The sequence below is a fragment of the Paenibacillus sp. An7 genome (genome assembly GCF_009870785.1).
GTDB lineage: Bacteria > Bacillota > Bacilli > Paenibacillales > Paenibacillaceae > Paenibacillus.
In genome coordinates this window covers 159542-182537 of the sequence record NZ_WTWX01000002.1, presented here as the reverse complement: position 1 = coordinate 182537, position 22996 = coordinate 159542, and the positions used below count along the sequence as shown (strand labels likewise).

Annotated in this window: 20 protein-coding genes; 12 read left to right on the top strand and 8 right to left on the bottom strand. The window is 43.6% G+C overall.

Annotated elements, in window-relative coordinates:
- The first annotated feature begins 140 nt into the window (after positions 1–140).
- The 3 genes from gutB (at position 141) to GQY27_RS03855 (ending at position 2624) form a co-directional block, all read left to right on the top strand.
- Positions 141–1250, top strand: coding sequence for a sorbitol/xylitol/iditol dehydrogenase GutB (gene gutB / locus GQY27_RS03865; protein ID WP_527250283.1), 1110 nt, complete (start codon positions 141–143; stop codon positions 1248–1250).
- Positions 1251–1419: 169 nt separating this feature from the next.
- On the top strand, positions 1420–2196 hold the full coding sequence (locus tag GQY27_RS03860; RefSeq protein WP_160032216.1) for a class I SAM-dependent methyltransferase: 777 nt from the start codon (positions 1420–1422) through the stop codon (positions 2194–2196).
- A gap of 134 nt (positions 2197–2330) precedes the next feature.
- The gene (locus tag GQY27_RS03855; protein ID WP_160032215.1) at positions 2331–2624 is read left to right on the top strand and encodes a GNAT family N-acetyltransferase; all 294 of its coding nucleotides are present in this window, start codon (positions 2331–2333) and stop codon (positions 2622–2624) included.
- A 115-nt stretch (positions 2625–2739) separates the two neighbouring features.
- Here the strand turns inward: GQY27_RS03855 and GQY27_RS03850 are convergent, their stop codons facing one another.
- Positions 2740–3297: a GNAT family N-acetyltransferase gene (locus GQY27_RS03850; RefSeq protein ID WP_160032214.1), complete on the bottom strand. Its 558-nt coding sequence runs from the start codon at positions 3295–3297 to the stop codon at positions 2740–2742.
- 163 nt (positions 3298–3460) lie between these two features.
- On the opposite strand from GQY27_RS03850, the gene GQY27_RS03845 reads away from it, so the two are divergent.
- Positions 3461–3787: a hypothetical protein gene (locus GQY27_RS03845; RefSeq protein WP_160032213.1), complete on the top strand. Its 327-nt coding sequence runs from the start codon at positions 3461–3463 to the stop codon at positions 3785–3787.
- Positions 3788–3861: 74 nt separating this feature from the next.
- Here GQY27_RS03845 and speD read toward each other — a convergent pair whose 3' ends face one another.
- Positions 3862–4731 carry an adenosylmethionine decarboxylase gene (gene speD / locus GQY27_RS03840; RefSeq protein ID WP_160032212.1) on the bottom strand — a complete coding sequence of 290 codons (870 nt, stop codon included), beginning with the start codon at positions 4729–4731 and terminating at the stop codon, positions 3862–3864.
- 285 nt (positions 4732–5016) lie between these two features.
- Here speD and GQY27_RS03835 point away from each other — a divergent pair, with 285 nt between their 5' ends.
- Positions 5017–5760: a hypothetical protein gene (locus GQY27_RS03835; RefSeq protein ID WP_160032211.1), complete on the top strand. Its 744-nt coding sequence runs from the start codon at positions 5017–5019 to the stop codon at positions 5758–5760.
- A gap of 156 nt (positions 5761–5916) precedes the next feature.
- Here GQY27_RS03835 and GQY27_RS03830 read toward each other — a convergent pair whose 3' ends face one another.
- Positions 5917–6948 (bottom strand): RluA family pseudouridine synthase, encoded by a 1032-nt coding sequence (locus GQY27_RS03830; protein ID WP_160032210.1) that lies wholly within the window; start codon positions 6946–6948, stop codon positions 5917–5919.
- A gap of 216 nt (positions 6949–7164) precedes the next feature.
- On the opposite strand from GQY27_RS03830, the gene GQY27_RS03825 reads away from it, so the two are divergent.
- Positions 7165–8004 carry a MetQ/NlpA family ABC transporter substrate-binding protein gene (locus tag GQY27_RS03825; RefSeq protein WP_160032209.1) on the top strand — a complete coding sequence of 280 codons (840 nt, stop codon included), beginning with the start codon at positions 7165–7167 and terminating at the stop codon, positions 8002–8004.
- A gap of 204 nt (positions 8005–8208) precedes the next feature.
- On the opposite strand, the gene GQY27_RS03820 is transcribed toward GQY27_RS03825, so the two are convergent.
- Positions 8209–9579 (bottom strand): alkaline phosphatase, encoded by a 1371-nt coding sequence (locus tag GQY27_RS03820; protein ID WP_160032208.1) that lies wholly within the window; start codon positions 9577–9579, stop codon positions 8209–8211.
- Between the two features lie 353 nt (positions 9580–9932).
- Between GQY27_RS03820 and recQ the strand changes: the two genes are divergently transcribed.
- The 3 genes from recQ (at position 9933) to GQY27_RS03805 (ending at position 14122) form a co-directional block, all read left to right on the top strand.
- Positions 9933–11807 carry a DNA helicase RecQ gene (gene recQ / locus GQY27_RS03815; RefSeq protein ID WP_160032207.1) on the top strand — a complete coding sequence of 625 codons (1875 nt, stop codon included), beginning with the start codon at positions 9933–9935 and terminating at the stop codon, positions 11805–11807.
- Positions 11808–11890: 83 nt separating this feature from the next.
- Complete coding sequence (locus tag GQY27_RS03810; RefSeq protein ID WP_160032206.1) at positions 11891–13660, top strand: B12-binding domain-containing radical SAM protein; 1770 nt, start codon at positions 11891–11893, stop codon at positions 13658–13660.
- Positions 13661–13843: 183 nt separating this feature from the next.
- A complete protein-coding gene (locus tag GQY27_RS03805) occupies positions 13844–14122 on the top strand; it encodes a hypothetical protein (RefSeq protein WP_160032205.1) in 279 nt (92 codons plus the stop codon).
- 400 nt (positions 14123–14522) lie between these two features.
- Here the strand turns inward: GQY27_RS03805 and GQY27_RS03800 are convergent, their stop codons facing one another.
- A complete protein-coding gene (locus tag GQY27_RS03800; RefSeq protein ID WP_160032204.1) occupies positions 14523–17501 on the bottom strand; it encodes a DEAD/DEAH box helicase in 2979 nt (992 codons plus the stop codon).
- Positions 17498–19255: an SWIM zinc finger family protein gene (locus GQY27_RS03795; RefSeq protein ID WP_160032203.1), complete on the bottom strand. Its 1758-nt coding sequence runs from the start codon at positions 19253–19255 to the stop codon at positions 17498–17500. The genes GQY27_RS03800 and GQY27_RS03795 overlap by 4 nt, the downstream gene beginning before the upstream one ends.
- 200 nt (positions 19256–19455) lie before the next feature.
- On the opposite strand from GQY27_RS03795, the gene GQY27_RS03790 reads away from it, so the two are divergent.
- A complete protein-coding gene (locus GQY27_RS03790; protein ID WP_236570475.1) occupies positions 19456–19959 on the top strand; it encodes an NUDIX hydrolase in 504 nt (167 codons plus the stop codon).
- 273 nt (positions 19960–20232) lie between these two features.
- On the opposite strand, the gene GQY27_RS03785 is transcribed toward GQY27_RS03790, so the two are convergent.
- Together GQY27_RS03785 and msrA are read right to left on the bottom strand one after the other, a co-directional pair.
- Complete coding sequence (locus GQY27_RS03785; RefSeq protein ID WP_160032202.1) at positions 20233–20415, bottom strand: hypothetical protein; 183 nt, start codon at positions 20413–20415, stop codon at positions 20233–20235.
- Positions 20416–20817: 402 nt separating this feature from the next.
- Positions 20818–21336 (bottom strand): peptide-methionine (S)-S-oxide reductase MsrA, encoded by a 519-nt coding sequence (gene msrA, locus GQY27_RS03780; protein ID WP_160032201.1) that lies wholly within the window; start codon positions 21334–21336, stop codon positions 20818–20820.
- 157 nt (positions 21337–21493) lie between these two features.
- Between msrA and GQY27_RS03775 the strand changes: the two genes are divergently transcribed.
- Complete coding sequence (locus tag GQY27_RS03775) at positions 21494–22237, top strand: tyrosine-type recombinase/integrase (protein WP_160032200.1); 744 nt, start codon at positions 21494–21496, stop codon at positions 22235–22237.
- Between the two features lie 284 nt (positions 22238–22521).
- Positions 22522–22866, top strand: coding sequence for a hypothetical protein (locus GQY27_RS03770; protein ID WP_160032199.1), 345 nt, complete (start codon positions 22522–22524; stop codon positions 22864–22866).
- Positions 22867–22996: the final 130 nt, after the last annotated feature.

The following is a 22996-nucleotide window of genomic DNA, read 5'->3' as shown; positions in this document are numbered from 1 at the left end:
AGGATGTATATGTATCACGTAAAAAATGTTCATTTCTTCATCATACTACCATACTTGTATGGTAGTATGAAAGAAGGAATTCCAAATTCTATCCATTTATCTAATTGCAGTCAGAAAAACAGACAGAGGAGCGATGAAGTATGCAATTATCTCGAATAAGTAAGGAAATAGATACAAACCGAAGCGTAGAGCAGGAAATAGGAACAGTTATGAAAGCTGCAGTGATGAATACGCCCGGAAACATAGAGATTAGGGAACTTCCTGTTCCTGAACTTGGCCCAGATGAAGTATTGGTTAAAATTATGGCGGTTGGCGTATGCGGCTCAGATCTCCATTACTATGAGCATGGGAGAATTGGGCGTTATGTTGTAGAAAAGCCGATCATTCTTGGTCATGAATGCGCGGGAATCATCGTGAGAACAGGGGAGGACGTGACCCGTGTACAAGCTGGGGACCGTGTAGCCATTGAACCTGGTGTGACTTGTGGCCGCTGCCGTTACTGCAAAGAAGGCAGATACAACTTGTGTCCTGAGGTTCAGTTTCTAGCGACGCCTCCGGTAGATGGCGCTTTTGTACAATATCTCGCTATTCGTGAAGACTTTGTGTTCCCCATCCCAGATGAGCTGTCGTATGAAGAAGCTTCACTAGTGGAGCCGTTCTCGGTCGGTATCCATGCTGCCTCGCGCTGTAAACTCAGCCCCGGTTCCACCGTTGCCATTATGGGGATGGGCCCGGTTGGGCTAATGGCAGTGGCTGCTGCCAAATCATATGGAGCAAGCCGAATTATCGTCTCTGATCTAGAACAGATTCGTCTGGATGCTGCGATAAGAATGGGAGCAACGGATGTGATCCATGCAGGAAAGGAAGATACGGATGCTAGAATTCGTGAGATTACAGAGGGGATAGGCGTAGATGCAGCTTGGGAGACGGCGGGGAGCCCCCGGGCATTGCAATCAGCACTTCTTTCTCTACGGCGCGGGGGAAAGCTCGTCATTGTAGGACTGCCTGCACAAGATGAAATCCCGCTGAACGTACCGTTTATGGCAGATAACGAGATTGATATTTACGGGGTATTCCGTTATGCCAACACGTACCCGGACGGCATTCGTTTTCTTGCCAAAGGAGATATCCCTGCAAGTACGCTCATAACCGACCGATATCCACTTGAACAGACCCAAGAAGCTTTGGAAAGGGCCATTCATAACAAGAGCGGCAGTTTGAAAGTAGTTGTCTATCCTAATGGAATGTAGAATATAGACTCGTAAATGGATGGGTACGATTTTCAAGATGCCGACGCCTCTTATGAAGGAGATAATAGCTGTTAACTATTAATTTCATAGGAAACAGGTATTTAATTTCATGTAATCTGCTGTGCCATAATGGCTGTAGGTTCTTCTATATGAAGGAGATGAGGTCAGGATGGTACAGCGAATAGGAAAGGGACAGTCATGGGTATCTGAACATTACGATGAGAAACTTTCTTTTGTATCCGAGATGGGCAGAGGTGTGATCGATTTACTGGAACCCGGAGTGGGCGAACGTATTCTTGATCTTGGCTGTGGAACAGGGGATCTAACACAAGAGATTGCTGCAAGCAAAGCGCTCGTAACGGGGATGGATTTCTCCCCCTCGATGCTGGAGAAAGCGCGGGTGAAATATCCGAATCTGAATTTTGTAGAAGGAAATGCGGAGCAATTCACGGTACAAGAGCCTATGGATGCGGTATTCTCTAACGCTGCCCTGCACTGGATGGAAAATGCAGAAGATGTGGTCCAGTGTGTTCATGCTGCACTGCGCCCTGGAGGCAGGTTTGTGGCTGAGTTCGGCGGAAAGAATAATGTAGGGACCGTGGTTCAGGCTATCAGCGAAGTGCTAATGGAGCAGGGAATCGATGCGGGGAAACTGAATCCTTGGTATTTTCCGAGTATCGGAGAGTACAGCACTCTTCTTGAAAAACACGGCTTTCGGGTCACGTATGCACTGCATTTCGATAGACCTACCCCGATGCTAGACGGAGAGGGGGGACTCAGGCACTGGCTGGATGGATTTGCAAGCCCCTTCTTCACAGATGTATCACCTGAGTTCTTGAACAAAGCTTATGATGAGGTCGCTGAGCAAACAAAAACGGCTCTATATCATGTGGGGACTTGGAACATCGATTACAAACGTCTTCGTATAAGAGCAATCAAAATATAAATAATCCAGGAAGAATAATGACAAGCTACCTCTACACTGAGTTCCGTGACGAATCTTTGAATCATGCTTCAATAAGCCGCGGAACGTGTATAAAAGAGTAACGGGATCTTGTCCCATAGAGAGGAGCTTAGACAATGTATGATATTTTACCTGGAGAAAACGAATTCTATGTGGATCAAAATGGAGAAAAGGCAGCAAGCATCGGCTTTATCCCTCGCGGTAAGGATTCAGAAGGTTATGAAGTGATCGACGTCGATCATACCTCTGTATCTGAAGAGCTGCAAGGAAAAGGTGTTGGCGCAGCCTTGGTGAAGAGAATCGTAGAACATGCAAGAGAAAATAATCTGCGTATCGTAGCTACTTGTCCTTTTGCAGAGAGTACAATCAGCAAACATCCTGAGTATCAAGATGTTCTAGCGAAGCAGTAATCGTCGCTAATTATAGATGGATATGAAAAAGACCTGGTTAGATTTCCACTGTAGGTAGCCGTGTAAGGTTACCTGCAGCGGAAAGATTCCAGGTCTTTTTGTGTGGTTGTTAAGCTTAAGCTTGTATCTTAGATTCCCATTCATCACGCAGTATACTCATCAGAATAAGGTCATAGGCTTTACCTCCGCGAAGCACGGCAGCACGCTTTCTGCCTTCCTCTATAAAACCTGCCTTTTTATATGCATGATAAGCTACTTCGTTATAAGAGATCACATCAAGACCAACGCGGTTTAAGTTCAGTTCGTGGAAAGCATAGCGCAAAATAATCTGCAGTGCATCGCTGCCGTAACCTTTTCCCCGATCTTTCGCTTTACCGATGCCGATGGCAAGTCTTGCAGCTTGGTTATTCCATTCAATGCTGTGAAGGGCCACGAATCCGATCAGACGATCTTCATCGATGGTACGCAGCATAAATTCTACGCCGTTCTCCATCTTTGCACTTTTTGGACCCGATTCGGCTACGGTTTGCGGAACAGCATAATCGGTATCTAGGTTACGCATATAATCGTAATCTTCTGTATAAGCGGCTAAGGTCTGAGCGTCTTGCTGGATTGCGGCTGCGAGGCGAACCTTGCTGCCATGAAACCAGTTGGGATTAGTCGTTGTTTCCAAGGGGGATGGTACACTCCTTTAATATCAAATTCGTCTATGTACATTATAGCGGGTATTCATATAAATATCTTCCATATAAAGCTTGTCAGTTTAAGTCTAAGCCGTTATCGTTATACTAGATTCATTAAAGTACCGATGATTAAGAAATGAATGGAGAACTAAAATGACAAGCATGAACACAAATCAAGCAGCAAGTTTACTTGAGAAATGGATTGTTTTTCTCGATATGGATAATCCGAAGGCATGGGACAAGGACGAATACAGCTACATCAAAGACAGTTGTAAAATGATCCGATCTTCCGTAAGCTGCCTGCGAGGTAAAAGTCAGGGGAAAGGACCTTCCCGCAGGGAACTGTCTGATCTGCTGGAAGAGTTTATTGAAGAGATTGCGCTGGATGATCCGAATGAATGGGAAAAGGAAAACAAGGATTTTGTGAGTGAAGTGCTGGAAGCAGCACGATTTACGGTGAGGTTTCTACGCCAGAAATAGAGGAATACGTAAAGAAAGGGATCGCGTTTATATAAACGTAATCCCTTTTTTGATGATTAATGATAGTCGATAAGTTAGTTTGATTCTGGAGCCCGCTTATATACAAAATCCTCTTCTGCATCTTCGTCAATCGATCCTGCATCCATATTCATTCCGTAATAAATCTCATCCATCTCAAGTTTGAGCTGCTCTGAAATGTCCTTCTGTTCTTCCTCGCTGAGAGTATCCTTTGTATATCCGAACAGGTAGTTGTTCAGGTCAAATTCTTTCAGTTTACATTTCGTATGGAAAATATGATGCTGATATACATTGATATCAATCATATCAAATTGTTGCTGTACACTCTCAGGAATATAGTTCTGAATGGAACTAATATTATGGTCAATAAATAATTTTTTGCCGTTAATATCCCGCGTAAATCCGCGGACCCGATAATCAATCGTCATAATATCCGTATCAAAAGAATGAATTAAATAGTTCAGTGCCTTCAGCGGTGAAATCTCCCCGCAAGTAGATACATCAATATCGGCCCGGAACGTACTGATCCCCTCATGAGGATGGAATTCCGGATACGTATGCACAGTGATATGGCTTTTATCCAGATGCATGACCACATAATCAGGAAGCGGCCCTGGTGATTCCTCAAAAGATTCCTCACCGGCACCGTCCACAGGTCCTTCCGATACTAGCAGTGTTACGCTGGCTCCTTGGGGAATATAGTCCTGCTTGGCCACATTCAGCACATGGGCTCCAATAATATGAGCAACATTCGTTAAAATTTGAGTTAAACGATCCGCATTATATTGTTCATCAATATATTCAAGATAGGCTTCGCGTTCCTCTCTCGTCTTGGTATAACACACATCATACATATTAAAGCTGAGTGATTTCGTCAAATTGTTGAAACCGTGCAGCTCGATTCTTTGTTCTGGAGTGAGTGTCATATGAGTACCTCCTGCCCCTAGGGTGACTTGGTATCTGTATGTACCTTTATGTATTTACCCACATCGGCTTGACCTTAAAGCATTTTGCCGCGATTAAACGAGATTTAACACAATTTAATATGAAGTTATCCAATATGGGTTTATATGGTAAAGTGGATTGAGAGAATGGAATTGTTTATAAAGTAAAGTGAATTTTTCATAGGACTTACAAAAAAATCATCCGAATCGAGGTAAGACATGCGGTATAAGAAGTCTATGATAAAAAGGACTCCACAGAGTCACAGAATGATCTTGTTTCTTCTGATGCTCCTGCTCTCTTCGAGTCTGTTTCTAAGTGGTTGTGAGGAAACCATTCCTGGGCTGACGAAGTCAAAAATACATAGAGACAAAATCAACCATAGTACGAGATTCCATCACTATGAGCTGGGTGATACAGAACATGCGATATTCTATAAACCGGTCAGTCCAGATTTCCTGCTAGAGAAGTATATGATACTGCGCCCAGGACGCCAAATTCAGTTCAGCAGCAAGGACATGCCTTTTGAGGTGGAGAAAGAAGAAGCGTTTCTTGTACAGTACGGCAGTAAGGAATCCCCTAGTTATCAGGTTCAACTGAACTATTATGGAAAAGCAGATGACTATGACCGTTACGGAGATTTGTTTTATAAGATTAACATGATGGAAGTGAAGGAAGATCCTTTTCAATCGCTCACTCCTTATAAGGATGGAGATCAGGATTATTTGCTGAACCGAGTAGATTTGAGTACAGACGAAGAAGGGACAACGTTTTATCACTTTATTCAGACGACAGACAGCTCGTATGCATACAGTTCTTATGTAGAGAATGAGATGGGGGACGTCGGTGTAATGACAACGGCGGCGGATGAAATTATGTTTTACAAAAATGGAGTTATGGTCGAGATTGGCTATCTCACTCCTTCAAGGTATAACGGTACGGAACGAGTTCCAAATGAAACGGTAATTGCGGAGAGGCTTGCAACCGCTCAGAAGCTTGCGAAGCAGCTTTGATAAGAATAGAAAGATACCGAAGCAGATATTAGAAATATGATATAACAATATGATATAACAACGTTGATAGGCGGCTTCATATACAGATGAAATTCCTTGTCCTTAGAAAAAATAAAAACTCGGATTTCGCATGGAGCGAAGCCCGAGTTTTTAACTTTATTTTGGCTGATTCTTCTGGAAAGGTCTTAGGAACCCTTTTGGTACAGGACTCTCAAAACGCATCAGTTCGCCTGTTCCTGGATGAGTGAAGGCTAGCACTTTCGCATGAAGTCCAAGTCTGCCGATGCCGCGGCTGCGCGCACCATATTTCTTATCTCCGGCCACTGGATGTCCCAATTCTTCCATATGAACACGAATCTGATTCTTGCGTCCGGTTTCGAGCTGCACTTCCAGTAAGGAGTATTCACTTTCTGCTTCCAGCGTTTTGAAATGGGTAATGGCTTTTTGGCCGTTATTAGGGTAAGGCGAAGAGTACATTTTGAGCGTTTTACTCTCTTTTAAGTAGGATGTGATGGTACCTTGGCTTTGTTTTACTTTTCCTTCAACAAGGGCAATGTACGTACGTTCCTCTACGGTATCACGCCAAGTATCTTGGAGTGCCTTCTGAATCTCTTCACGCTTCGCAAACAGCATTACGCCTGATGTATCCCGGTCCAGACGATGAACGATAAAAATACGATTGCTTGGATGTTCTACACGTACGTGCGTCATTAACTGACGATAAGCCGTTACTTCTTGCTCCTTATCGGAGGCAACGGACAGTAGTCCGGAGTCTTTATGAACGACAATAATGTCGTCATCTTCGTATAGAATGGCAAGTCCCAGAAGGGGAGGAGCTTCTTCTTTTTTCTCGCTGATTATGGAAATGGTCATTCCAGGTTTAAGTGCGTAATTGTATGCTGTTACTGCTTTCCCGTTTACGAGAATCTGTCCTCTCGCCAGCATGGATTTGATCGCATTACGACTCTTAGAGAGATGAGTAAGCAAGTAAGCAAGCAGCTCACCGCTTTCTTCTACAACATAAGCTTTAGGTGAATCTACGGAAGATCCTGCTTTTTTGCTATTTGGACGAGGAGCAGAGTAGGTGCTCCCTTTCGATTTATTATGTGATTTCGCATGACTTGGCGCCTGGGGACGAGTACTGTAACCATCCTCTGTGCTAAGATGCGGAGCTTGTTTTTTTCGCATGCCTTATGGCCTCCTGATTGGGTAAAGAGATTATCCGGTTTAATTCCGATTGTCTTGGTTAATATACCACGTAGAAGGCAGAAATGCACGAACACAGCCCGTTAGTAATTCGCATTCGTTAGATCGAACGTGGTAAGCTATTCGTATATAGAATAGAAACACATCTATATAGGGAGAATACATAACATGAAGACAAATAGAGGGAGAATACACAACATGAAGAAGAAAAAAATGTGGTTTAAATGGATGGCAGGGATGACGTTAGTCAGCGTATTACTCGCAGGATGCAGTACAACAACGGTAGATAATAACGGAGAAGGATTAAAAAACCAAGATGAACCTCAAGTAATAAAAGTCGGAGTACCTGCCGGTTCCGCTAAGGAAATGGTAGAGAAGACGATGAAAGATCTCGTTGAAAAACAAGGCTCCAAATTGGAAGTAGTCGAGATCAGTAATCCGGATGAATCTTTAACCGAACTAACCAAAGGTTCGATTGATGCTTTTCTAAATACATTTACCAATAACAGTGAGAATGCTGTGACATCCATTATTGCCGTGCCGACAGAGCCGCTTGCGCTTTATTCGAAAACGGTTGCTGACGAGGATGCTATTGCGAAGAACAGCACGATCTTTCTTCCAGAAGAACCGATTCTGCTGACTCGCGCATTATTAATGCTTGAAGATGAAGGTGTGATTGGGATTCGTACCGGCGCTTCTTACACGGACATGTCGATCGATACGGCGGTAGCGGAGAATCCGAAGAACATTACGCTAAAAACCATGCCAGTAAATGAATTGGGACAAGCAGTAACAGATGAGAGTACAGAACTTGTGTTGATGCCTGTTACGATGGCAGCAGAAGCTGGATTTACGGTTAAAGATGAGCTCGATACGGAGGATATTCCTGAGAACCTGATCAATCGACTCGTTGTACGTGCAGCAGATCAGAATGCTACCTTTGCCCGTACACTTAAAGAAGTCGTTCAATCTGCAGAATACAAGAAGCTGCTTGATCAGAACTTCCCAGAATATGAAGAGCCAGCATGGATGGATTAAACAACAGTTCGAAATTCGAATGAATCCATAATCAACTAGATAAATCTCTTATTACAATTCAAATAAAAAGGTACTCCCTCATCGTTCGTACGTGAACGAAAAGAAGTACCCAGACTGCAGGCAAACTAGCTTACACTAGTCGATCTGCAGTCTTTTTAATGCTGATACATTTTATTTTGATACTTCTAAATTTTTACCATCCTATTACTTGTGCTTATTCAAGATATCAAAAATAATGCGCGCGTTGTCTATGTTATCAATCAGTCCCGCAAACCGATCTTTGCCTGGTCCATATGCGTATACAGGAACATCATCACCTGTATGACCGCCCGTTGTCCAGCCGGTAAAAGAACGGTTATCAAAGATGGCTTCAATCGCGTTATCAATATCGGTTGCCTTTTTCTCTCTCGCTGCGTCTTGTACAGATTTGATCTCTTCTGCAGTCAGTTCAAGATCAATGTATTTCTTAAGTGTATCTTCCACAGACTTTCCTGCTGCGATCTCTGCTGCCATAAAATCAGGCGTGCGTTTCGCTGCTTTGATTGGTGCTGCGAGGAAATTGTATTCGCCTTCTTTTCCAAGCGTAAGTCCGCCGGTAGAGTGATCTGCTGTAGCAACGACCAGTGTTTCACCATCTTTTTTTGCAAAATCAATAGCGGCCCTGAAAGCCTTCGCGAAGTCTTCCATCTCACTCATCGAACCCACGATATCATTATCATGACCTGCCCAGTCAATCTGGCTGCCTTCGATCATGAGGAAAAATCCATTCTCGCTTGTATTCAGGCGACTAATCGCCGCATTTGTCATTTCTGCGAGAGAAGGAGTCTCACTCGTACGGTCGATCATTTTATCGAGACCGCCATCTGCGAACAAACCAAGAACTTGGTTGTTGTTATCTTTCAGTAAAGCACTGCGATCCGTAACGTAGCTAAATCCCGCACGTTGGAATTCCTTCGTCAAATCACGATCTTTTCTTATGAAATTGGATTTCCCGCCGCCCAGTAAGACATCTACTTTATGTTTTCCATTCACAAGCTCATCGAAGTAATCATCTGCGATTGCGTCCATGTTTTTACGGCTGATATCATGTGCACCAAAGGCAGCAGGAGTGGCATGTGTAATTTCGGAAGTAGCGACAAGGCCGGTTGCTTTTCCGGTTTCTTTGGCCCTCTCGAGCACGGTTTTTACTTCGGTATGATCGTTATCTACCGCAATGGCTGCGTTATACGTTTTAACTCCAGCTGACATCGCCGTTGCCGCGGATGCAGAGTCCGTTACATTCTGGTGTTCATCTTCGGGATACGTCATTTGTGCGCCAATGAGGTATGGATCGAACTCCGTTTTCTCCATAAGGGGAGTAGAAGGGTTATCTTTCATATAGCGGTAAGCTGTCGTGTAAGGAGTCCCCATTCCATCACCAATGAGAAAAATAATGTTCTTAATCTTCTTCGTCTCTAAACGGTTCGCATTCACCTTGTCTACAGCATGTGCTTGGCCTGCAGAAAGAAGCGTTGAAGCCGCAAGCGTGATCCCAAGAATGGCGGGCATCATTTTTTTCGTTTTCTTATGTAGCATTGTTATATTTCCTCCTCTTCATCCATTAGGAAAATATTGTAATTACGTATTGATTAATTGAAGAATAACACTGGAATGTAAAAACAAAACCTCATCTTAATCAGCGGAATATTAATATTATTTATTTTTGTAAAACGGGGACGAAATCTTAGAAACTTCCAAGATTTATGCTTGTACAGTGCTTTATCTTGTTAAATCTGCTGTTTATTCTCTATTCAACACCTTGATGTAAGCGTGTGTTATTCGGTACACTTAATAGAATGAACGGATGAAAGTACGAATGGTCATACGAATGGATAAGATGAAGTTTTCTTTTCCTGAAAATACAGGAGAAGGTGAGGAGTTTTTGAAAGATGAGTATTCAGACAAAAACAATGACAGAAGCGCAGGAGATGCTGCAAACTTATTTTGGATATCCTGATTTTCGGGAGGGTCAGAAAAAGATTGTAGAAAGCCTGCTTCAACATAACGACACACTCGGCATTATGCCGACAGGCGGCGGGAAATCGATCTGTTACCAGATTCCGGCTTTGCTGTATCCGGGTCTGACTTTGGTCGTGTCACCGCTGATTTCACTAATGAAGGATCAGGTTGATGCACTGCTTGCCATGGGCATTCCTGCTGCATATATCAATAGTACGCTGAGCGGACGTGAAGTGAATGACCGGATCAGAGCTGCTCGCAGCGGGGAACTGAAGATGCTGTATGTTGCACCGGAGCGGCTTGAACTGGACTGGTTCCGTGATGAGATGGCAGAGCTTCCGATTTCTTGTGTAGCGGTAGATGAAGCTCATTGTGTATCACAGTGGGGTCATGATTTTCGGACGAGTTATCTATCGGTAGCTCCTTTTGTGGAATACTTGCCGGAGCGCCCGATTGTAGCGGCTTTTACCGCAACTGCAACTCCGGCAGTAATGGAAGATATCCTAAGACTGCTGCGTTTACGTAATCCGGAGACGTTTGTCACAGGACTTGGGCGAGATAATCTTGCGATGCAGGTCCTGCGCGGGGAGAACAAAAAAGAATATGTAATGGATTATGCTCGTGAACATGCGGACGAAGCGGGGATTATCTATGCTGCAACACGTAAGGATGTAGATGATCTGTACAGCCGTTTGCAAGAGGCCGGAGTGGCTGCCGGACGTTATCACGCAGGGATGACAGATGAAGAGCGTGCCGCAAGCCAGGAAGCGTTCTTGTTCGATGATCTTAGAGTGATTGTGGCAACGAATGCATTTGGGATGGGTATCGATAAAAGTAACGTGAGATATGTTATCCATTATAATATGCCGAAAAATATGGAAGCCTACGTTCAGGAAGCAGGACGTGCAGGTCGGGACGGCGAACCGAGTCAGTGTATCCTGCTGTTCAGCGCGCAAGATATCATGACTCAGAAGTTCCTGCTGGAGCAGGGGGACGCAGATCCTGAGCGCAAGCGCAACGATTATCGTAAGCTTCAGCAGATGATTGATTATTGTTATACGACAAAGTGTCTGCGCAGTGCGCAGCTGGACTATTTTGGAGAGGCTCATGACGATACAGGCTGCGGAATTTGCAGTTCTTGTACAGATGACCGGGAACTTATCGACATGACCGTTGATGCCCAGAAAATCTTCTCCTGTATTCACCGGATGAGAGAGCGTTTTGGCGTGTCGCTTGTGTCGATGGTACTTAAAGGTTCGAGAAACAAAAAAGTGCTGGAATATGGTTTTGACAGTCTGCCTACGTATGGAGTGATGTCGAATCGTTCGGAAAAAGAAATCTCCGAAATTATTAACGTTCTCGCCTCCGAAGGGTATCTAGCTTTGTCGGAAGGACAGTACCCCGTGCTGAGACTTCAGCCGCTTGCGGTTGAAGTACTGAAAGGACAGCGTGAAGTGATGCAGCGAGTGGCGAGAGTAAGCGCGGCTTCTTCACGTAGCAGCCGATCTTCTAGAACAAGTAAACGGGATATGTCTCCATCTGCGGTGAATGAGACGATATTCGAACAGCTGAGACTGATTCGCCGTGAAATGGCAGAACGCGAGCATGTACCTTCTTATATTATTTTTAATGATGCAACGCTTCGAGAGATGAGTGTGGTATGTCCGCAGAGCGAACGTGACATGCTGAAGATTAAAGGGGTCGGAGAAGTGAAGTACCGGAAATATGGACAACCTTTTCTCGATTTCTTCTTGAACCAAGGAAGTAGTGAAGTAGAAGCAGCTTATGACCCTTTTGAATTCTAATAGCAGCAGATTAGGTGTTAAATGCAGAATTAAATACAGGGCACTGCAATAGGCAGTTCCACTACGGTAAAGGTTGTGGGCATATGAAAGTGATTTTGTCGACGCTAAATGCGAAGTATATTCATACCTCTCTTGCGATACGCTGCCTGAAGGCTTATAGCGAAAAAGATTTTGATATTGAGCTTGCGGAATATACGATCAAAGACCCGGTGATGAACATCGTGTCAGATCTGTATCAGCGCGGAGCCGATGTGATTGGATTCTCTTGTTATATCTGGAACATTGAAGAAACGATTAAAGTGATTAATATTCTAAAAAGGGTCATGCCTGAGGTGAAAATCATCCTTGGCGGACCTGAGGTATCCTATGATGTGGAGCACTGGATGAATCGTCTTCCAAACGTTGATTTCATCGTGGTTGGTGAAGGAGAAGAGACATTCCATCAGCTTTTGCAGGAGATTGAAGGGAAGCAGAAATACCACTTTGTATATGGACTCGCCTACCGTAAAGGGGAAGAGGTGATTGTGATGCCAGGCCGGCCGAAAGCCGACCTGAACGAACTGCCTTCTCCGTATCGTTTTCCTGAAGATATTCCGGATCTCGGGAAACGAGTGGTTTATTTTGAGACAAGCCGTGGATGTCCGTTTAACTGTCAGTTCTGTCTATCGAGTATTGAAGTTGGAGTAAGGTACTTCGATATTGAACGAACGAAAGCAGATATTCTATATCTGATCGAAAATGGTGCGAAACTCATCAAATTCGTGGATCGGACGTTTAATATTAAGCGGGATTATGCACTAGAGATGTTCGAGTTCCTAATTCAAAATCACGGGGGCTGCGTGTTCCAGTTCGAAATTACAGCAGATATCATGCGTCCAGAAGTGCTGGATTATCTGGCGGAGCATGCACCTCCTGGGGTGTTTCGTTTTGAGATTGGGGTTCAGTCCACGAATGACCCGACGAATGAACTTGTAAAGCGCCGTCAGAACTTTACGAAGCTTAGCCGGACGGTAAGCAAGATTAAAGCTAGCGGCAAAATTGATCAGCATTTGGATCTCATTGCCGGTCTGCCGCTCGAAGATTATGATACATTCCGTAAAACGTTTAACGATGTATTTGCACTGGGACCAGAAGAACTTCAGCTTGGTTTCCTCAAAATGCTGCGCGGAACGGGTCTTCGTCTTGACGCAGACAAGTACAATTACACGTACATGGATCAAGCACCCTATGAAATTTTGGGCAGTGATGTGCTTCCTTTTAGCGATATTGTGAGACTGAAACGTCTTGAGGATGTACTTGAGAAGTACTGGAATGCACACCGTATGGACCATACGCTGAAATATCTGATGGAGCAGGAATTCCCGTCTCCGTTCGATTTCTTCCAAGCCTTCGGCGACTACTGGGAAGGACAAGGATGGCAGAAAATCGGTCATCAGCTTGAGGATCTATTTACCCGTCTTCGTTCATTCCTGGAGCAGCGGGGGACGAAACAAATGGACCTGATCCTCGGCCTGATGAAGCTGGATTATTTCCTTGGTCACAAGTACAAGCCTCGTAAAATCTGGTGGGATTTCACGATGGAGAAAAGCGACTGGGCGTCATATATCAAACGTCTCGCGGAGCATCCGGAAGACGTATCGCCTGAATTCGCTAAGCTGTCACTAAGTGAACGAGATCTTCAGAAACATGCGGTTCTGGAAGTGCTGCCGTTCCATTTGGAGCGTGTACTTGAGGGCGTAACGCCAGAAGATGCAAAAGGGCAGACGCTTCTCGTGACGATCTATCAGCAGAATGAAGATCAGAAACCTGTGTATTTTACCTTGCCGCTGGGAGCGGAAGCGAAGTTAATTTGAAGATGAACGATGTAGGAAATAGATATTAATATCGATATTGAATTTTGATACCATTAAGGAAAAATTGATTAAATGTGAAAAATCCCTAACCATAGAATGTTGTTGTCGTTTGTATGGTTAGGGATTTTTTAGTAAAACATTTAATTGTTTATTTGCTGCCAATTCAGTCAGAGAGGTGTATTTTTGAAAGGGTTTCTAGTTTTTATTGGACTTATAATTATTAATGGTGTTTTATTTCTGTTTGTAAATTTTGGCGGTCTATTACTGATCGACTTAGCTTTCATCATGACCCTTCTTGTACTTATGTACGATAATCAAAAGATAATCCTGCGGAAATTAAATCGTAAGAAAGATACCCGAGAACAAAAGAACTTGCTCGCCCAAAGGGAAACAGCTGAGCAGAATTTTTATCAAAATGATCTTCCGAGTATCGATGAAGTAAAAGAGTTGAATGAGCGATAATATACTTACTAAGATGTACAGACCCTAGACCACTGCCTTTATTATTAGGATAGTGGTTTTTTGTTGTTACGCATGTGCTAATGACCTTGTTTTCTTGTTTGAAGCTGGTGCCGTATTACCTCGTATTGGGCTGGATCTAACCCACCTGAGGAGGTACAGGTTGTCCGTTCTCCAAGCATAACGTTAAAAAGTAAAAGCAAAGAAAGAGCAAACAAACAAGAGCAACAAAGAAGAGCAAACAAACAAGAGCAAACAAAGAAGAGGCCGCCTGTATTTCTAAACAGGGACCTCTTCTTTGATGTTTAAAATCGTTAGGGTGACTCTACTAGGTGCGGGTGTACCTTGGTATACACTGAAAGCTACTTGAAGCTGCTTTATAAGGGCTGAACAAGGGCTGAAGTTAACCGGTGATATCACGCCGTAACGTGAACAGATCTTTAAGCGCCTCGGTCGACAGCTCGGTAATCCAGCTCTCCGTACTGGATATGACATTGTCGCTTAGCTGCTGTTTGCTCTCCAGCATCTCATCAATGTGCTCTTCAAGTGTACCTAGCGCGATAAACTTGTGTACCTGTACATCCTTAGTCTGACCCATACGATAAGCACGGTCGGTTGCTTGATTCTCTACGGCTGGATTCCACCAGCGGTCAAAGTGGAAAACATGATTGGCTGCTGTCAGGTTAAGTCCTACGCCTCCCGCTTTAATAGAGAGAATAAATACGTTTGGTTGTTCCGCAGGCGGCAGGGACTGGGATTGAAACTGTTCAATCATCCGGTCACGAGCCATTTTGGAAGTACTCCCATTTAGGTAAAGTACAGGCTCTTGCAGTTCCTGCTGAAGCGTCTGCTTCAGAATCTCTCCCATACCGATATACTGTGTGAAAATAAGGCAACGTTCGCCTTCTTCACGAAGCTCTCTGACCATCTCAAGTAAGCGTTCAAGTTTGGACGAACGGCTGATTAACATGTCCGTGTTAAACGGACTGTCCGGATCGTCCTGAATATCAGGGATAGACTCTTTTGTTAACAATACTGGATGATCGCAGAGCCGCTTCAAATGGGTAAGGGTTGAAAGTATGGCCCCTTTTCTTTCGATCCCCTCCAGCTCTTTCATTTTGTTCATTAAGTCGTTAACGGCCTGGTCATAGAGGGCGCTCTGCTCGGCAGTCAGTTTAATATAAGTTTTCATCTCATTCTTATCCGGTAGATCAAGCTGAATTGCAGGATCCTTCTTCTTCCGGCGGAGCATAAACGGCTTGACGAGCTTTTGCAGTTGGATTGTTTTTTGCTCATCTTGGTCTTTCTCAATCGGCTGAATGAACCGAGCACTAAATGCTCGAGCAGTTCCCAAATAACCTGGGTTTATAAAATCATAGAGAGACCATAGCTCTGAGAGCCGATTTTCTATCGGCGTTCCCGTAAGCGCGATCCGATGTTTCGCTTGGAAGCTGCGGACAGCAGTGGACTGTTTTGTTTGTGCATTTTTGATATTCTGAGCTTCGTCTAAACAGAGCGATTCCCACGTAACTGTACTCAGTAATTCTTGATCAAGCGTTGCTGTGGCAAAGGAGGTGATAATGACGTCCGCTTGCCCGATAAGCGCTTGAAAATCATCCCCGCTTGCACGATTACTTCCATAATGGAGCTTGACCCGAAGGGACGGAGCGAAACGGCTTGTTTCCTTCTGCCAGTTGCCGAGTACCGATGTTGGACATATCAAAAGGGAAGGATTCACGGGATATGCAGCTGCGTTGGTTTCTTTTAAATGTAATAAATAGGTGATAAACTGCAGCGTTTTACCAAGACCCATGTCATCTGCCAGGCAAGCTCCTAGACCATAATTACGCAAGAAGACAAGCCACGAAAAACCATCATATTGATACGTTCGAAGTTCTGCTTGAAGATTATTTGGAACGCTGAGCTTCGGCCACTCGGATTGTCGCCCTAATTGATTAATAAGCCTTGTCAGATGTTCATTCAGCTCGACACCAATCTGAATGTGCTCATTGTCCTCATCATCCTCTTGATCTGTTTTTTCCTTGGCACGGCCCCTATAGGAAACTTGGCTGTTCTCAAGTAGATGCAGATGTAATATATCTTGAAAAGATAACCCCTGCGAGCTGTCTACCCCTGCCATTGCTTGGGAAATCTGTGCTAAGAGAGCGGGATCAAGCGGAATCCATTGTCCTCGGAACTGCACTAATCGCTCATTGCGAGCCACGAGTTCGGCAAACTCCGCTTCGGTGAACTGAGCGTCTCCAATGGCAATACGCCAATCAAATTGAATGATGGAATTTAGTCCGAAAAATGACTTCCCTTTGCCTGCTTGTCTTTCGCTATCCCCTTCATCTGCTCGAACCTTGGCCCGAAGCTTAGGACGTCTGCGACTAGCTGCTTCCCACCAAGCAGGAAGAAGTACCTGCCAGCCTGCTTCGAGTAAACGACGGCTGTCTACCGTTAGGAATTTCCAAGCGGCCTCATCGGACAGCGGTTTACTAAGGACATCTCCGCTATGTTCGGCCCATTGCTCCTTAGGCAGACTTGCACGTAAATGTTCCAGCCATCCAGATGAGCGTTCAATAATGTGACTTGACCAAGAATCCGGCCACCCGCCAGATACATGTCCATCTTCAGCAAGGCGCACAGGAATAAGAATCACGGGATCGATTTTATCTTGTAACACAAGCTTAAGTCGCCATGACGGATCATCATCGTCTGGTTCGAGTAACTGTAATAAGAGACGGAAGGGAGCAGCATCTGCTCTCCAGCCAATCGAAACGAGCCAGGCTTGTTCATTTATACCAGCCACTGCACGATCTTTGGTGAAGAGTAATGGATACTCCGTGCGTAGATCGGAAGCAGTAACTTCGGTTCCATAATAGCGATAAAACACGGCAGACGAGAAAGCTGCGTTTAATCCGGCATAATCGCTTGGATGATTGTCTTTTAATTGCTTCAATGCAGCGGTGGCTGCTGTAGTTAATGTTTTTGTGTCCCAGGTCCAGGCGAGTTTTCCTTGCCGGAAGGCAGTAAAGCTAGGAATATATCGTCTTTCTTCAATACATACATTCAAAATGGAGGCAAACTCAATCCACTGCGCAGCTTCTTCATCCCACAGCCATTCGATATGCTGCAGCAGCTTGCGCTCTGCTAAGAAGGGGAGAACATACTCTGCGGGGAGAATAATAAGTTCTACCTCTTCAATTTGTTTGATTTCGAGCTCCGTACCATACATAGATGCCTCGTGCCAGGCAAATAGGCGATGTTTTAATTCCATTCCGGATACGTATCTGTTTGCTGCGGTCAAACCGTAAATCAGAGCATCTCCATAGGTGCTGAGACTGATATGGACGGTGATCGTTTCTGTGTATTGACTCATGGTATCAGTTTCCCCTTTCGAAGCTCCTCTTGCAGTGCACGCAGACGACTATGACGGTTAGCAAAAGTAGTGATGAACTCTTCCCAGCGTGTTTCTTGTTTCATTTTTAGATACAGCTTGGACAATCGTTTTAATAGTTTCACGGCTGCTTTATAGCTATCTCTATTTTTAAGCAGAATATATCTTTCAACCGCCTGATGATAGAAGGGCAATAGCAGTTCGGGTACATTTTTCTCTATCGGTTTTAGGACGGTGACACGGAAATCTAGAGGCTCTGTACCGCTGCTTAACTGAAAATCCATCCACTGCTGCCATTTGCTATGAGCGAGCAAGGTTTCTTCATATATCCTCCTTGAATAAGGAAGCATGCTGATCAGGCTGTTCCACAAATGCTGCTCAGAATCGGAACTAGAGGAATGCTGAATAACCTGCTCCCACAGGTTCACATACGCCTTAATATGCTGTTCCCGAGGTCTGCTCAGCATCATCGGACCGACAGCGAGGAGCCAATCTTGCAGCCGTGACCACTGCTCTTTTTCAGATAGAATCTGCACAAAGAGAAAGAAACGCTCAGGAGGAATAACTCCTTTGTCATTAGCTTGCCGAAGCATGTCCAAAGCAGGTTCATCCTGATCTAAAAAGAAGTGGATTTGGCTTTGAGCTAACAACCAGGGCAGCTTGGCAAGCGAGGTTTTAAGCTCATTTTCCGCCAATCTTAACTGTTCTAGTTCCTCTTCGTACATTGACTGGTCCTTCAGGTTAGGATGAATCCAGTGCAACCAGAGCAGATCATAAGTCGCGGAAAAATAACGGAGGTTATTTGATTCCACCAGCATACGGCTCCGTAAGTAGTCAGAAGTTTCTGACACACGAGACCAATGCTCCGGTTCGTCCCCGATCCTAAACGGCTCAGTCAATATCCGTGTTATTTCTTTTTGTACATCATCCGCGGCAACCTGTGTGTGAAAGCCCATGAATACATTTCGATGCATTTTTGAATTCTGCAGGGGTCTTACCAGTTTATCAAGCACAAACACTTGCGCATGGAGCTTATACAGCTGGTCCAAGACAGGCGAAAGCTCAGGTTGCTGGTTATGGATGGAAGCTAGAGCTTCCTGTGCATATTGAACGTTCGGGCTGTCAGATCCTACGGAGGAGGTGCACAGCTTGAAAAAAGCATGCCAATCTTGGATGGGCATGGAAGATAACTTACCTGCTAGTTCCTGCAATTGTAACTGTTTAGCGGTGTTTCTTTTGCTGTCCCTATTCTGTGGTTCTACACTTAGTTCTACATCTAGTTCTTTTATATCTAGTACTGCATTTTGTTCTGTAGTTGGTCCTGCATTTGCAGGTTGTTGGTTAGATGTTTTAGCAGGACTCGTAAGATGAGTAGATCTATTTTGCTGGGTAAGTGTCTCTGCTGAATGGCTGTTTACAATCGCATGAACAGATCGTCCATATTGATTCACGTAAGCAAGAAGTACGGCAACCATATGTTTACAATAGGATGGAACGGAACAGGTACAGTGACTCTCGGATAAAGTATCTAGATTGAGCGTAACTTGGTACCGCTCCTCGTCCTTGCCTTCGACAAAGCCTTCTATATGTTCGGGATTGGATATTTTCATAAGATGGGCAAGCTCTTGTTTATACTGTTCAAATCCACGTTTTATCGTAATATCATTGAAACTTTCCCGAATCCTTTGAATGAGCGTTTGCCACTCTGTTTCATCAAGCATATATTTTAAGTTCATTATTCTTCTCCTATGGGAGTGTAGTGTTTATCTATTATAATCAAATTCGTATATTTGAGAAATTTCCCCTAATGAAAAATGGGGCTGATATTTAGGATAACGGTATGTGTACGTAAGGGCAACTTTGACAGCAGAAGGTGGAGTTAGATAATGACATATAATATAGAGGCAAGATCATAGGACTTAGGGGGCTATAAAGGATGCACACACATAATCAATCACAGTACCAAGATCAGTTACAGCAGCTTGCCACACTATCAGGCTTAATATGTTGGGGAACCATTACGGCGAGATTTTGTCTGGATGGAGTTCAAAATGAACACCTAATCAGTAACATCAGCATCATTCCCGTTGTGGGAGATCAGTATGTAGTCATGCAGCTGGAAGATGGCAGGTGGGAGCTGATTGGCGGAACACTCGAGCCGAAAGAGGCGGACATGGACGGACTGCGAAGAGAACTAATGGAGGAGATTGGAGCAGAACTCATCAGCTACCATCCATTTGGTCATTTTCAGTGTACATCAACGTTGGAGTCCCCTTATCGCGCACATATTCCGCATCCGCATTTTGTAAGACTGCTCGGTTATGGAGAGGTGAATTTAGTAAGCAAACCTCTGAATCCAGAAGATGGGGAACAGGTCTCTGTAGTAGAACTCGTAGATATTGACGAGGCCGTACGTAGGTTTGAGGAGATAGGTAGGTAGATATGATATCGCAGAAATGTACCAACTGGCACATCGGATTAGAATGAGCTGTGAGAGTATGGGAGAATACGAGAATAGAACGGATACATAGAGAGAGATAGATAGATAGAGAGAGATAGGGAGAGTAAGACATCTGCCTGGCTTTTTAGAGGGAATGTGGGAGTTCACTGATTAGGCAGGGAGAGATTCGATCACCGATTAGAAGGAATCAATTTGAAAGCGACTAAAAGCGACTAAAAGCGACTAAAAGCGACTAGAAGCAGGTATCTGTCGTTAATGCATACGCCAGTAGTAGATCCCCACGATCACGGCGAGAACAATGGCAGCAACCATGAATGACATTAGCAGATTGCTTCCTACCGAGTAATGCTTGGAAATTTCCTGTTCTTTTTCTTCTGCTTTTCTCTTGGCTACCTCTTCGTCATTCGGAGTTAAATAGTGATTAGGAAAAGGCATACGACTCACTCCTTACTCGTATATAGTATCGTTTCATCAAACTTCTTATCCTTGTAATGAACCAGAGATATCATACATCAGATGGATTATTAACCATTTAATCTCATTTATAAACAAAGGATTTGTCGCCTTTTCATATTAATCATATTTATTCGGGTTGTGAGGACATGTCTTACAAGAGGGGAATGCATAACAAGAGATGGTGTATTCATAACAAAAGAGAAAGTACTCACAACTAAAGAGGAAGTACTCATAACAAAAGAGCCTTATTTCTCGGGCTGCTTTCTGTCTCAAAAATAGGAAGCAGTTCCCTCCGAATGGAGTGTGAAAAAGGCTCTTCTGCATTATATATTTACTAATGTACTCTAACCATTTCTTAATATGAGAATTTTACTAAGAATCTTAATTCTCCCAATGCTCTGAGATATATTCGTCCCGACCTGATTTCTCGCGGTCTTCCTTATAGTGCTTCTGATTCTTCTTATGATAGTCCTGATGATAATCCTCGGCAGGATAGAACGTCTCCGCAGGCAAAATCTCCGTTACAATCGGCTTATCAAATCGGCCGCTGTCTGCTACTTCCTTTTTTGATTGGATGGCAAGTTCCTGTTGCCGCTCGTTATGATAGAAAATGGCGGTTCTGTACTGACTGCCCCGGTCGTGAAATTGACCGTCTGGATCAGTTGGATCGATCTGCGGCCAGTAGAGTTCGAGTAGTTTTTCATAAGGAAAAACATCTGGGTCAAACGTGATCTGTACAACCTCGTAGTGTCCGGTGGTTCCTTTTTTCACTTCTACATAGGTCGGATTCGTTACCGATCCTCCCATATATCCTGATACAATGCCATGAATGCCGGGCAGCTCCTCGAAGGGAGTGACCATACACCAGAAGCATCCTCCTGCAAAAGTAGCTTTTTCCATAGGTTCTACCTCTTTCGATATGTCGTAGTTGGTTTAGTTTAAAGATAATAGAGTTCAGTATACCAAAAACGAGAGTTGGTACAAAGTGTAAACAGTCGGTAGTTAAGTCCTGAGTAGTTCTTATTTCTGCTTTACGCTTGGAATACAAAGATAATCGATGACTAGGAGAAGATATTTTAGAATAAAACGAACCGATGTAGAAGCATATACAGTCTTCTTACTAGAGCAGGGACATTCACATGCTTATGTAAACCAAGCAATTAGCTCTATACGATTTTTGATGAAATTTGTCTTACATCAGTCACCCGAGAGTGCACGTTATCTAAGACCAAAATCGGAGAAGAAGCTTCCTTATGTATTATCTGAGCAAGAAGTTCTTCGGATTCTTAAAGCTTTACCTAACTTGAAGCATCGGACGATGTTATATTTAGCGTACGCTTCAGGACTACGGGTAAGCGAGGTGGTGAGGTTAAGACTGGCTGATTTTGATATAGACAGAGGAACGATTCTAATTAGGCAAGGCAAAGGAAAGAAAGACAGATATACACTTCTCTCATCTGCTGCATGGGAACTTGTACAGAACTATGTAAAGAATGAGAGTCCAGGAAACTGGTTGTTTCCCGGACAGATCGAAGGGAGGCACCTTACAGAGAGATCCCTGCAGAAAGTGTTTGCACAGGCTTTAGTAGAATCTGGGATACGTAAGGAAGTTGGCATTCATGTTCTAAGACACTCCTTCGCTACACATTTACTAGAGGGAGGTACGGATCTTAGGTACATTCAAGAATTACTTGGACATACCCATTCCTCCACAACAGAAAGATATAGGCATGTAAGCAGGAAGAATCTAAAGAAGATCCAAAGTCCGCTGGATCGAATGAAGGAGGATTTTAGAGAATAATCAATTACAATATATTGAATATGAGTTATAATTTAATAGATATTGAGGTTCGTGAATACATGATGAATGTGATGATACACGCAGTTCAGAGATATAGGTTAAACGAAGATGTTTACGACGTACAGAGATAAGGAAGTTATAAGACATACCCTAAGTGCTTTAAATGCGAAGAATTTCAAAATATTTAAATTTATTGTCTGATATCAATAATAAGCTAAAAGTATATAATTTAATTCAAACTCTTGGAGTAACCAGTTAGATATTTTGAGAAGGTGGCTGAATTTATGGTCGATAAGAAACTTAACCAATTTACTTTGGAAGATGTTGTTCGGAGAAAAATACATTTTACAAACACAAATACAATATTCAATAGAGCCGACTTTGAGAATGATTATGAAGGTGAATTACTAGCCTACAATGAGATGTTGGAAGATATAAAAGAAATGAATGAAATCGAATTTGTAGACAAGTACATAAAGAAAATAAGAAAGCTTGGAGTACAATTTGAAAACAGAGCATTTACAGAAGAAAGAGATATCGAAAGAATGTCTGGGTATAACAATGCAATCGTATCAATATTGAAATGCATTGACCCAATTCATGAGTTTGATTTGGATGATTATATATAAAATTCCATTCCTTTTTTATATTGAAACGTTGAAATCGGTTTAAGGTCCCGCTAGTAATTCAAGATGAGGGGTTCGTCATATAACATAGTATCTACGCTGCGTCGCATTCGCTCCTTGGTCTGCCGGAGAA